This window comes from Chryseobacterium herbae, assembly GCF_025154075.1.
In the GTDB taxonomy this organism is placed as follows: Bacteria; Bacteroidota; Bacteroidia; order Flavobacteriales; family Weeksellaceae; genus Chryseobacterium; species Chryseobacterium herbae.
Window position 1 is genome coordinate 789,111 of the sequence record NZ_JAOAMU010000002.1, and the last position, 13,452, is coordinate 802,562.

Consider the following 13,452-nt stretch of genomic DNA (forward strand, 5'->3'; position numbering starts at 1 on the left):
TATTCGATAAAGAAAATATTTCAAATATGCTTCTTTACTCAATTAAGTCAATTTTTAGAGTTACTGATTCTAAAATAGATTATTCTTTTTGATTTTGAACGTGTATAAGAGTAATTCTAATAAATCTTTGATTGTTAATGTGTTATGTGCTTAGTGTTCGATAAATCCTGTTAAGTCAACATAACTGACGTATTTTTTCTTGAGAATTAGCAATTATTTAATACAAGGTGTTGATTTTCAATATCATATTATGGTTTTTATAGGTGGGAATAGATTTAATTATAATGAATAAAAATCTCTTAAGATATTGATAAGTATCGTTTATAAAAAAATGGCGCCATGTGGCAGTGCTTGACTTCACATGGCGCTTTTGGTGACCTCGACAGGATTCAAACCTGTAACCTTCTGAGCCGTAATCAGATGCGCTATTCAGTTGCGCCACGAGGCCGTCGTTTCCTTGATGTTTTAAGGTTTGCAAATATAGCACTTTTTTCCGTTCTTTGAAAGATGAAACAGAGAATTTTACTTTTATTTACGGTTGTAGCGCTAATCTCCTGTAAAAGAGAACAAAAAATTTCGTCCTCAGACTGGACTCAAATTTCAAATCGTACCCAATTTAAGGAGCATGACGGTCTTTTGGAGCTGAAGTCGGGAAATTTCACTTATAATTTTAAGCAAAATCAGACTCCATTTAAGAAAATCATCCTTTTAAATGCAAGCATGGCAGGGTATATTTCCGAACTGGGAGCTGAAGATCTGATCATCGGCGTTTCAAGTCCGGAGTATATTTATTCGGAGAAAATTCAAAATCTTTTAAAGTCGGGGAAGATCCAGAATGTGGGAAGCGAGCAGAAGTATGATGTAGAAAAGATCATTTCCATGAAGCCGGATGCTATTTTCACCAACTATATTGCCAGTTTTGACAATGCATATCAATTGTTGAAAAATAATGGAATTCAGGTTGTTTTCCTGGATGAGTACATGGAACAGCTTCCGTTGCAGAAAACCGCTTATATCAAACTTTTCGGGGAGTTTTTCGGAAAAGAGAAAGAAGCTGAAGCAAAATACAAGGAAATTGAGAAAAATTACAGCGACCTGAAGCAACTGGCATTAAAAGCAAAAGATAAACCTGTAGTGCTTGCCAATGAAATGTACGGCGACGTTTGGTATCTGCCGGGCGGAAAAACATCGGTAGCGAATTATATTGGTGATGCCAACGCTTCTTATATCATGAAAGACAATAAAGAAGAAAAGTCTCTGACCATGAGCTTTGAAGAGGTATATGCTAAATCACCCGGCGTACAGTATTGGATAAATGCCGGAATTCACACGTCTAAAAAAGAAATGCTGGGGACTAATCCTTTCTACGGAAAACTGGAAGTATTCAATAAAGGAAAAATCTACACCATTGCCGGGAAAGAAAAAAATAAAGCCAACGACTTCTTTGAAAGCGGAGCAGTGAGAGCTGACCTGATCCTGAAAGATTATATCAAGATCTTCCATCCTGAACTTCTTCCGGAATATCAGCTTACCTACATGAAAGAGCTTCAATAACTCAGACGAATTGTTTATTTTTGCAATTCCTTTTTACAAAAAATTATGTGGAAAAAAATTAAGCAGCTTATTTTCATCGTTCTTGTTCTGAATGTGGTGTTCATTATCTGGGGCCGGTTTTTCAATCCGCCTATTACCATTACACAGATAGGAGGTATTTTCGAATTTGGCAAGCTGCACAGGGATTATATTTCCTATGACGAAATGGGAAACAACGTTAAAAAAGCAGTTATAGCTTCTGAGGACCAGAAATTCTTTGATCACAACGGTTTTGATTATACCGCGATAGAGAAAGCGATGAAGAATAACGAGAAAGGAAAAAAGATCCGCGGTGGAAGTACTATTTCACAGCAGACCGCAAAAAATGTCTTTCTCTGGCAGGGCAGAAGCTGGTTCAGAAAAGGACTGGAAGCGATGTATACCTTCATTATTGAGAAGGTGTGGAGCAAAGATATTATTCTGGAAAGATACCTGAATTCCATTGAAATGGGGCAGGGAGTATTCGGTGTGGAAGCTGCAGCTCAGTACTATTTCGGGAAATCATCCAAAGATCTGAGCGCTTCAGATGCTGCTTGGATCGCTGCTGTATTGCCAAATCCCAAGAAATATGATCCTAAAAATCCATCACCGTATTTAAGAAAGAAACATAATTGGATCATGAGACAGATGAGGAATGTGAGTTTGAAATAGTATCTTTGTCCTAATGAAATTTTTTAATTCCAGCACAAGTTTTGAATCAGTTCTTAAAAAATACTTCTCTTTTAAGAATGAAACCTTTTCTTTAGAGCCTTTTGCCGAGTTTTTAGAGAGCATTAAAAGGGCTGATTTCACGGATGTACTCAATTTCCTTAAAAGTAATCCGGATTTTGCTGAAAATTTTAAACATTACATCCATAATGTTTTTAAAGGAAGACCCTTCAACCTTTCCCTGACCGAAGCCAATATTCTCTCAGAAAATGCCTTCTTTCCGGAGCTTAAAAAGAGGATTTTAAATAAAATACTGCCACCCGTAGAGAATGAGAAAACGGTGTGGTACATGATTGACAATGTCAGTCTCAGACCTAAAAAAGATCTGCAATACCTGCATAATCTTCCTGAAAATGAAATTGACGAGTTTTTAGACCTTCTCGACGCCTCCAGTTTTATCACTCAACCCAATGTCAAAAAAGAACTGATCTTTTCGATGAGCATTCTTTCCTGGCGTGTGACCGGAATGGCGATGGAAGTAGAGGTCGTGAGAATGGCTCCACAGTACAGAAACCTGGACAACCCGTTCCTGGCCCTTCAGAACGAACTGGAAGCACTTACCGAAGACCTGAAAAATGATCCTGAACTCCAGCTGCATTCCAAAGACAGCCGATACAAACAGATCAAGATCTATACGGAACACTGTCATGAATTCGTGAATATTGCGTTTAAAAATTCTGCTAAATACGGAATCTCGGGGAAAATCAATCAGTCACTGCTTAAAATCCGTCAGCAGACCGAAAGGATCTATGAAATCGTACAGCTTCTGGTGATTGATAATGAAGAAGATATTACCATAAAATCAAAGCAGCTGATTTTTAATATACTCAACTATAAATCTCATAAAAATAATATAGCAGATCTGATCAACGACAGTACACGTCTGATCTCACACCTTATTACCAACCACACGGCAGAAACCGGCACCCATTACATTACATCTACCCGAAAAGAGTATATGACGATGTTCTACAAAGCCAGTGGCGGTGGAATTATCGTCGGTGCACTCTGCGTTCTGAAAATGCTCTACGGCTATATTCCCGGAAGTGATTTTTCCCATGCATTTTTATACTCGATGAATTATGCGATGGGGTTCATCATGATCTATCTGATGGGCTTTACGCTGGCCACTAAACAGCCTGCAATGACGGCAGCGACGATGACCAAAGTCCTTTCAGAAGAAGGAAACAGCAAACGCAACAACACCGAATTTGCTCATCTTGTCTCCAAGCTTTTCAGAAGTCAGTTCATTGCGTTCGTAGGAAATGTACTTCTTTCCTTTCCGATAGCATTAGCGATAATCTATGGTTTGGACATCTTTTTCTCCCAGAATTTAGCGGTAGAAAGATCAGATAAACTATTAAAAGACCTCGATCCGTTTAAGTCAAAAGCGATATTGCACGCCAGTATTGCTGGATTCTATCTTTTTATTTCAGGGATCATTTCAGGAAATATAGGAAACAATTCAGTGTTTTATCAGATTCCGGAGAGGATCGCAAAAAACCTTTCTATCAGAAGCTTTTTGGGTAAAAAATTCGCAAAAAGATTGTCTAAATATTACGCTAAAAACTGGCCGGGAATCGTTTCCAATTTCTGGTTTGGGGTATTTCTGGGCGCAACGGCTCCGATCGGTCTGTTCTTCGGATTAGACCTTGATATCAGACACATTACTTTTGCCGCCGGAAACTTTGCGTTGGGACTTTATGGAAAGGATTTCTCTGTTGATTCCTATACGTTCTGGATATCTTTTGTTACGGTCTTCCTTATTGGATTCTTCAACTTCCTGGTAAGTTTTAGTTTATCCATGTTTCTGGCCTTCAGATCCAGGAAAATGAACTTTGGACAGGTGAGTGAAATTTATAAGGAGATTTTCAAATATTTTGTGAAAAATCCGTTCAAGTTTTTCTTCCCGTTAAGTTCAGGGCTGGATAAAAAGGCCGATGATCTGATGAGCAGTACCCTCACCAATAAGCCGGAAGAACACTAATGGCATTGAATATAATATCATCTATATACTGAAAATGCTCCTGAAAAGGAGCATTTTTATTTTTTACAGATAGGTCAAAATCAAATATTCAACCGATCAAAAATGACTGCAAATTTAGTCTTGTTATACGCAAGGTTCTAATATAGGACATCTGGCTGGAAGAACGGTATAGTAATTACATTCCCCTGTAGCACAAACTGTTTGACAGCATACCTTTCCCCCGGAACCCATAATTTGTCTTAAATTTTCTCTGCTTAGTTTTTTAATTGAGTTTTTCATGTTGAGGTGATTTAATATTGTTCTCAAATATAATATTAAATTCAACACTGTCGAATAATTTCATGTAAAATATCTTTATAAAATGCGGATGTCATTGAATTTATCCTCTCCAAACTTATCCTGAAACTTTTTGAGATAAAAGCTTTTACGCATCTGAAAATCGTGCTTCAGAAGAGGAGAATCAATCTTGATCATAATGCATTGATCTTCAATATTCACGCTTCTGATCTCTTTGAAAAGACTTTCATCCAGATAATCCTCAAGAAAATCTTTAATTTCAAAAGCAATCAGCTTATGCTCAAAACCATGAATCCTTGCAAAAGATTTTACAAGTTCTGAGGATTGAAATTCACGTTTTTTGTTTCTTTTCATAATGCGGGTTGCGGGATACGAGTTCCGTGGTTCGGGATTCGAGTCATGTGGTTCGGGATTCGAGTTGCGGGGTAATGCGCTTAAGGATGGATCTAAAGATTTCAAAATTACAAAATTTTTATCCAATCTCTATTTCTTACCTAAAACTCGAATTGTCGAACTTCGGAACCCGAATCCCGAATCCCGAACCTCGTAACTCATTACATTTTCTTCTCATTCCAGTTCTCTCTGGCCCATTTTTTATAATTATTAATTTTTCCACCTAATGTATTATACTCATTTCTTAATATTTCAAATTCTGCAGCTTTATCAGGGTATAATGCCATAATTTTTTCTATGTGATTAATTGTTTCATCATTGCTGGCATGGCTGTAGATCAGAAAACGGATGTACTCATTTTTATAAGATGACCTTCCGTATCCTTCCACAATATTAGTGACGACAGAGTCAGCAGATCTTCTCAATTGGCTGCCTAATTCGAATAGTTCATACTTTGGAAGAAGGAAAGTCGCCTTGTGTGTTTTTAAGAATAATTCAAAAGCAGTTTTATAGATATCTAAATTTCGATAGCTCATAATCATTTGTGTTTAGGCTAAATTTAGCAATTAAAACCTATCCAACCATAACTAAACATCTAAGCACAAACTTCCATCTAAACTTTAGATCCTATCTCTAAAACCTCGAATCCCGAATCTCGTATCCATTAATCAAATATCAAAAATGATGCTTTCCTCGTTAATCTTCTTCACCACACTTTCCGTACGTTCCCGATGGGTATCTGTAATAAATATCTGCCCGAAATTCTCCTGATTCACAAGTTCAATAAGTTGCGAAACACGGGTATCATCAAGCTTATCAAAAATATCATCTAATAGAAGAATCGGGGTCTTTTTGGTCAGTTCTTTTACAAGACTCATCTGAGCCAATTTCAACGAAATCAGGAAAGATTTCTGCTGTCCCTGTGAGCCTATTTTCTTAATCAGAACATGATCCATTTCAAAAAGCAGATCATCTTTATGGATTCCTTTTGAAGTGTACGTCAGCATTCGGTCTCTTTCAAGGCTTTCCGTTAAAAGGGTCCTGAAAACTTTGTCAGGCTGAGCGGAGTCGAAGCCTTCGCTTAAATCAGACTGGTACTGAACTGAAACCGTTTCCTTTCCTCCTGAAATAATCCGGTAGAAATTCTGAATAATAGGATCAAGTCTCTCCACAAAATTTCTTCTTTTAATGAAAATACTGGTTCCAAACTTACTGATCGGATCATCATAAATTTCCAGAGAATCTCTATCCCAGGTTCTGTTCTTAGCGAAATATTTTAACAGTGCATTTCTTTGCTGTACCGTTTTTTGATATTGAATCAGATCAAAAAGATATTCGGAATCCGTCTGAGAAATCATAGAGTCCAGAAACCTTCTGCGGCTTTCCCCGGAATCTGAAATCAAATTTGAATCATAAGGAGAGATCATCACGCTCGGCAGATACCCGATGTGGTCTGCAAGGCGGTCATAGCTTTTATCGTTCTTTTTAATAATCTTTTTGGCTTCTTTGGGCTGAGAGATCTTGATGATATCTTCACTGTCCTCATTCTGGATCTCGGCGTCGATGGTGAAAAAATCTTCCTCCCTTTTGATATTATTAGAATCCGTGTTTCCTAAAAAACTTTTTCCGACAGATAAATAATGCAGTGCATCCAGAATATTGGTCTTTCCGGCACCGTTGTTTCCCACAAAACAGTTGATTTGAGGAGAGAATTCGAATTTCTTCTCCGAATGGTTTTTGAAATTGTAAAGGGAAAGCTTTTTGATAATCATTCGTCAAAAATACTCCATTATTAGTAAAAATAAAAAAGGAAGTGCAGAACAGGTTTCGATCCAGAAGGAGAAATAAGTGTCATCTCTTTTATTTTCAGAGAAATAGATTAAAATAAAGGTAATAATTCCCGTCAGAAAAAAAGCGGTAGCGTAAATCAGCTTAAGGTTAAAAATAGCAAGAATTACACTGATAAAGACCAATAGATAAGCAATGTATTTGGTGTTCTGAATTCCTATCATCTTAGGAAAAGTCTCTACTGTATCACTTTTCATGTCACGGATATCAAAAGGAAGAACCAGAGCAGTTATAAAAAAGAAACTGATCAGAAAAATCGGAAGATTAAATTCCCAAAGAGTAAGCCAGCAGTTGACCAACGCCCAGACCAGCCCCACATAAAAAACTTTAAGCAACGGAATCTTCCGGATATACACATCCAGGAAAAAGCTGTTGTAAAGAAGTCCTAAAATCACAATGACAAACCATTTCAAAAGTCGTACTTCATTATGATTATGGATGATCAGAAACGCACAGATAACGCCGGCTGCTGCATTCAGAGCCAGTATTTTTAAAAAGTGCTTGGTATATTGGTATTTAGTGTAAATATAACCGCTAAAATAAGTAATGAAAATTAACAGAATGGTAGGGAAACGGAATGTGTTTTGCTCTTTCATGAAAAATACTGCGAAAAGAGTTCCCATAACGGAGACATAAATCTGGCTGTCGATGACAGTTTTTTTCAGTATTTTTAAGAAATTCATTTATCAAAAATAACATTTATGAAAAGATTTTCCAAGATTTTTATGCTTTTGCTTTTAATGCTGAGCTTTTCCGCTGTTTCGGCGCAGAAATACTACGACGACCAGTGGAAGAAAGTGACTGAAAACAGTGCGAAAGGTGCCTATAAATCTAATCTTCCCATCATTTTAGACATACAAAACCACGCAATGAAAGAAAATAATGCCATCCAGCTCATCCGTTCCCTGAAAGCGGAATTCAGTGTTGTGAATCTTACCGTAGACGACGATAAGAATGATGCAGCCTCGAAGTTTTTTGTCAAGCTTAAAGAAGCCGACAGCAAATTGAAAGGCGAAGAGAAATTGGTATATACGGTTCTTCTGAACGGATTTTTTATGGATTATTACAATCAGAATTCGTGGGAAATAGAGAGCCGAACCAATATCAATTCACAGGATCTGGCTCAGATTGAAACCTGGAGTAAGCTTGATTTTAAAAACTACCTGAAAAAAAGCTATCAGGAACTCGATCAGCAGAAGACAGAGATAAAAAAAATACCTCTGGCGAAATACAAGGATATTTTTACAGAAATCAAGGATATGGCTTTTTTTCCAACCTTGTTTGAATGGTATTCTATGAGGAAGATCAGTTTTCTTTCTGAAGGCAGTCTTTTCACAAAAAATGAATTAACGGAGAACAGAACACAGATTAATGCGACTTTTGATGAACTGATTGCACAGAATAGCGGAAATCCTAAATTGTATTTCTCAAAGGAAAAACTGACGGAAAACTGCAATTACAGTCAGTGTAAAGATAAACTGGAACAACTCCAAACTCTTTTGAAATCTGATACGGAAGGCGATTACAAAGTGATCATCATGGAAGATATCATGAATGAGTTGATCGCGAAAAAGAAGGAGAAAGAAGCTTTGGCTATTGCTGATCAGGCGAAAAAGCAATATCCGAAATCTCCATTCATTGAAAATATAAAAAACAAAGAAAATCAGGTCACCAATCCGTTTCTTACCATTAAATACGAACAGCAGACCCAAAACAATCTGCCGATTCATTTCGTAGCGGAACATAAGAACGTAACGGATTTTTCACTGAACATTTATGAAGTAAAAGAAGATTTTACGACATTGATGCAATATGTACAGAATTCATACAACAATACTTTTAGTAAGGTTAAAAAAAATCTGGTAAGAAAAGAGACATTCCAGCTTGGGGATTCCAAAGATTTTCAGATCCACAAAACTTCACTGGAGATCAAGCCTCTTCCTTCAGGTGTTTACGTTTTAGAGTATGCTGTGGCAGGATCTGAAGCAAAAGACAGTGATTCAAGACAGAATTTTTACTTTCTGGTTTCAGGAAACAGAATAATTTACCAGACCAAAACAGATAGAAACCAACTTTCCAATACTTTGAAACTGGTCAACAGTGAAAACGGAAAACCGGCAGCGAATGAAAGTCTTACTTTTTATGAATTTGTTGCCAATAAAACTTTAAATAAAATTGATGGAAAAACGGATGCGAACGGTGTTTTTAAGTTCCCTTCCACAGCCAGCAATGAATATTACAGAACCTTCCTGATCCGCCAGCCGAAAACCAATGATTTCCAGATCATGCAGGTATATGGAAACAGCGGAAATGTAGAAAACTACAATCCCAATAAACAAGCGCGCAGCTTAGCTCAGATCTTTACGGACAGAGCGATCTACAGACCGGGACAAACCGTTTATTTCAAAGTGATCAATACAAAAATCGATAAGGAAATAGAAGCTGTCACCTCAGGGTTAAAACAAAAAATCACCCTTCTGGATGCCAACAGTCAGGAAGTGTCTTCACAAAACTTTACAACCAATGAGTTCGGATCTTACCACGGAAGTTTTATCCTTCCAAAAGGTCAGCTGAATGGCGTTTTCTACTTAAGAACAGATGAAGGAAGTCAGGGTTATAAAGACATCAGAGTTGAAGAATACAAGAGACCGAAATTTGAAGTGACTTTTGATCCTGTAAAAGACGAATACAAATACGGACAGACGATTGAGCTGAAAGGAAAAGCAATGATGTTCTCAGGAGTAGCATTGAGCAATACCACAGTAAATTACGAAATCAAAAAGCATAACATCAGATGGAGATATTTCTGGTGGTATCCGCGTGGTAACGATAACGAAAATTCAATCCTTGGTGAGGCAAAAACCAATGAGAAAGGAGAATTTGTCATCCGTCTTGATCTTAAAAAAGATGAAAAGCTGGAAGGAATCCAGATCGATAACTATGAGATCAATGCTTCAGTAACGGATATCAACGGAGAAACACAGTCTGCAAATACCCAATTGAAAGTAGCTTCGGTTTCTCACTATATTAAAGCTGACGGAATCAAGAACACATTCAGTGACGAAAATGTAAAACTGAAGGTAGAAACCCTGAATTACAACGAGCAGGATCTTAAAAAATCATATAGCGTGAAATTATCAAAACTGAGCTCTCCAAACAGGATTTTCAGAGATAATTTCGCACAGGAAGTTCAGAATCTGCCTAAATATTCCAAAGAAGAATTCATCAGCAAATTCCCACACGATCTTTTTGATAAAGAGGATGAAGCTAAAAACTGGAAAACAGAAAAACTGATTGCTGAAAAACTTCAGCAACCGTCTGCGGAACTGGATTTAGGAAAACTGGCAGCTGGTGATTATCAGCTTGAGCTGTATAATATGGAAGGAAAAGACACCATAAAATCTTCTCAGAATTTCAGTATTTGGGATAAGGGATCTTTACAACCTTCACAGAAAACATTCCTGACCGTTATCGAACCTAAGAATGAATTTTCAAGAGGGGAGAAGGCTAAGGTATATGTATATTCAGCGATTCCGGATGCCCTTGTGAATGTATTTATTCAGGATGGTTCAGGAAAAACAGTTTCGGAAGTCCATCAGATGAAAAAAGGAGTTCTTGAGTACACTACAGATATTCCTAAAGACAAAAGTGTAGCAACATTGAATGTCCAGTTCCAGATTGCAGCATTCAACGATGTGCAGACCCAGTCTGTGACTTTAAGAATAAAAAATACGGAACAGCCCGTAAAAATTGAAACTGTTACCTTCAGAGATAAACTTGAACCGAATTCAAAAGAAAAATGGACGGTAAAAGTTTCAGGAAGCGATAAAGAAAAAGTAAATGCTGAGGTACTGGCCAATATGTACGATATGTCATTGGATCAGTTTGCAGCAAATACCTATAGCTGGCAGAATCTTTATGCACCATATTCTATCGTAACTTCTTATGATGTCAGACAGTATTTGCTTCAGCAATACTATCAGAAAAGACTGAAATATTACAATGGGAAATATGTAGATATACCGAATTTTAACTGGTTTGATGGTGATTATAATAGTTATGGATTAACAGGGAGAGTGGCCGGATTACAGGTTGAAGGTATGGCAATGCCAGCTCCTGTTGCTTCTGCAAAAATGGAAAGTATTGAACAGGTTGTCAGAATAGGAGCCGGACAAAAAAGATCAATGAAAGTGAGTGCAAACGCAGGTGGTCAGGAAGCTCAGGCTGATGCAGCAGTATCTTTAAATGAAATGGCCGTTGAGAAAAAAGACCTTGAAAAAGTTCCCGTACGTCAAAACCTAAACGAAACCGCATTCTTTTATCCTGATCTGAAAACAGATGCAGAAGGAAATGTAAGCTTCGAATTCACGTCTCCGGAAGCATTGACGAAATGGAAACTGATGTTCCTGGCTCACACAAAAGATGCGAGAGCGGCAGTACTGGAAAAACAGGTGGTGACGCAGAAAGAATTCTCAGTGACTCCAAATTACCCTAGATTCCTGAGAGAAGGAGACGAACTGAATCTTCAGTCGAAACTGTCTAATCTTACCGATAAAAAATTAAGCGGTTCAGCAGACCTTCAGATCCTGGATGCCTTTACGAATGAAAATATTTCTTCTCAGTTCGGGATCAATGCAGGAACACAGAATTTTAGTTTAAATGAAAAAGGAAACAGCGCATTAACATGGAAACTTAAAGTTCCGAATAATGTGTCTTCCATTATATTAAAAGTGGTAGCTAAAGCAGGCGCGTATTCAGACGGAGAGCAGCAGGCTATTGCTATACTTCCGAACAGAATGCTCGTGACGGATGCAGTACCGGTTTTTGTGAAAGAAGGCGAAACGAAAACGTTTGTTTTAGATAATCTTAAAAATACAAACTCTACAACAATCACCAATGTTTCGAATACGTTGGAACTGACCACGAATCCGATCTGGGAAATCATGTTTGCCTTACCAAGTTTGAAAAATGATCAGAACAATTCTGCCGATGTGATCTTCAACAAATGGTTCGCTGATGTACTGGCTTCTGAAGTGTTCAAAGCCAATCCGAAAATGAAGACCGTTTTTGAAGAATACCAGAGCAAAGGATTGCTGAATTCAAATCTTGAAAAAAATCAGGAACTGAAGCAGCTTCTATTGGAAGAAACTCCATGGGTGCTGGAAAGTAAAAATGAAGGTGAGCAAATGCAGAAATTGGCTTTATTATTTGATGCTAACACCATGAGAAATTCCATCAATCAGGATTGGAGCGATCTTAAAAAACTGCAGAATCCGGACGGAGGTTTCTCTTGGTATCCCGGATATCCGAGTTCTTACGGAACATCGCTGTACATCCTTAAAAATCTGGGTAAGATCAATACCTGGTTAAAAGAAAGTGCGAAAGATTATCAAAGTACAGATCAGAAAGAATTGGTAGCACAACTGGTTCAGTACGTAGACAATGAGATCAATAAATACTGGGATGCGAAAAAAGATAATGTCTGGAACAACTGGACCATGGATTATCTGGATACCCGAAACTATTGGGAAAAGCAGTATCCGTTAAAAGGAAAAGGTGCTTCATTGAAATCACTGGTAAAACAGAAAGCAAAAACAGCGAAGATCACAGATTTCACTTTCTTCGGACTTCACCGTGCTGCTTTACTGATGAATGATTACGGCTTAAAAGATGTTTCAGATAAATTAATGAATTACCTGAAAGAAACTTCTACCGATACAAAAACTCAGGGCGTTTACTGGAAACAGAACCTTAACGACTGGGGCTGGTTCGGATCTAAAGTAGTAAATCAGGCTGGTGCTTTAGAAGCATTCAATAAGTTGAAATCTAATGATCAGAAATTTATTGAAGATATGAAGATCTGGCTGATCACGCAGAAAGAGGTGAATTCATGGGGAAGTTCAAGAGGAACCTCAGAAGTAATCTTTACGATCTTAAACTCAGGTAAATCATGGACCAGTGCTGAAAGTGACAAAGCAACCATCGTTTGGGGTGGAAAAGAACTGGCTCCTCAAACGAAAGCGACTGGTTATGTGAAATCAACCGTGAAAACGGATGTGGTAGACAAAAACTTAGGAACCGTTACCGTTACCAAACCAGGTCCTGGAATTGTACAGGGAGGCTTGTTCTGGCAGTATTATGAAGATTTGGATAAAATAAAATCTTCCGAAAACTATATCTCAATTACCAAAGAACTTTACAAGAAAGTGAAAACAGTAAACGGAGAAGAACTTCAGAAAATTTCAGCCGATACGCCTTTAAAAGTAGGAGATAAAGTAACCGTAAGAATGATTCTGAATACAGACCGAGCGATGGAATTTATTCACATTAAAGATATGCGTGCGGCAGGATTTGAACCCACAGATGTACTGTCCGGTTACCAATGGAAAAACAGTTTAGGCTACTACCAGTCTACGAAAGATGCTTCCACGAATTTCTACATCGAGTACATGCCGAAAGGGAAATACGTCTTCGAATATGACCTTGTTTCCAATGCAGCCGGTAAGTTCTCCAATGGAATCACCACCATGCAGAATTACTATGCACCGCAGATGAATGCCCATACAAAAGGAACCAACGTTCAGATTTTGGAATGATTTTTGGCTATAGGGAAGAAGTAAAAATTT

Annotated in this window: 8 protein-coding genes and 1 tRNA gene; 4 read left to right on the plus strand and 5 right to left on the minus strand. The window is 37.7% G+C overall.

Annotated features, from left to right (window positions below):
• Nucleotides 1–371: 371 nt before the first annotated feature.
• A tRNA-Arg gene (locus N0B48_RS09520) sits at nt 372–448 on the minus strand.
• Nucleotides 449–507: 59 nt separating this feature from the next.
• Here N0B48_RS09520 and N0B48_RS09525 point away from each other — a divergent pair.
• Genes N0B48_RS09525 through N0B48_RS09535 form a run of 3 tightly spaced genes read left to right on the plus strand, consistent with a single transcriptional unit; the run spans nt 508 to nt 4,288 of the window.
• The gene (locus tag N0B48_RS09525) at nt 508–1,554 is read left to right on the plus strand and encodes an ABC transporter substrate-binding protein (protein WP_259838529.1); all 1,047 of its coding nucleotides are present in this window, start codon (nt 508–510) and stop codon (nt 1,552–1,554) included.
• 45 nt (nt 1,555–1,599) lie between these two features.
• Nucleotides 1,600–2,244, plus strand: coding sequence for a monofunctional biosynthetic peptidoglycan transglycosylase (gene mtgA, locus N0B48_RS09530; RefSeq protein WP_259838531.1), 645 nt, complete (start codon nt 1,600–1,602; stop codon nt 2,242–2,244).
• A gap of 13 nt (nt 2,245–2,257) precedes the next feature.
• Nucleotides 2,258–4,288 carry a transporter-like protein gene (locus N0B48_RS09535; RefSeq protein ID WP_259838532.1) on the plus strand — a complete coding sequence of 677 codons (2,031 nt, stop codon included), beginning with the start codon at nt 2,258–2,260 and terminating at the stop codon, nt 4,286–4,288.
• Between the two features lie 354 nt (nt 4,289–4,642).
• Here N0B48_RS09535 and N0B48_RS09540 read toward each other — a convergent pair whose 3' ends face one another.
• The 4 genes from N0B48_RS09540 to N0B48_RS09555 all read right to left on the minus strand — a co-directional run bounded on the left by N0B48_RS09540 (nt 4,643) and on the right by N0B48_RS09555 (nt 7,509).
• Nucleotides 4,643–4,939, minus strand: coding sequence for a DciA family protein (locus N0B48_RS09540; protein WP_259838534.1), 297 nt, complete (start codon nt 4,937–4,939; stop codon nt 4,643–4,645).
• Between the two features lie 200 nt (nt 4,940–5,139).
• Nucleotides 5,140–5,514, minus strand: a complete 375-nt coding sequence (locus N0B48_RS09545) for a four helix bundle protein (RefSeq protein ID WP_259838536.1) — start codon at nt 5,512–5,514, stop codon at nt 5,140–5,142.
• A 132-nt stretch (nt 5,515–5,646) separates the two neighbouring features.
• Entirely contained in the window at nt 5,647–6,750 is a 1,104-nt protein-coding gene (gene recF / locus N0B48_RS09550; RefSeq protein WP_259838538.1) for a DNA replication/repair protein RecF, read from the minus strand.
• A gap of 3 nt (nt 6,751–6,753) precedes the next feature.
• Nucleotides 6,754–7,509 (minus strand): UbiA prenyltransferase family protein, encoded by a 756-nt coding sequence (locus tag N0B48_RS09555; RefSeq protein ID WP_259838540.1) that lies wholly within the window; start codon nt 7,507–7,509, stop codon nt 6,754–6,756.
• A gap of 18 nt (nt 7,510–7,527) precedes the next feature.
• Between N0B48_RS09555 and N0B48_RS09560 the strand changes: the two genes are divergently transcribed.
• Nucleotides 7,528–13,422, plus strand: coding sequence for an alpha-2-macroglobulin family protein (locus N0B48_RS09560; protein WP_259838542.1), 5,895 nt, complete (start codon nt 7,528–7,530; stop codon nt 13,420–13,422).
• Nucleotides 13,423–13,452 lie beyond the last annotated feature (30 nt).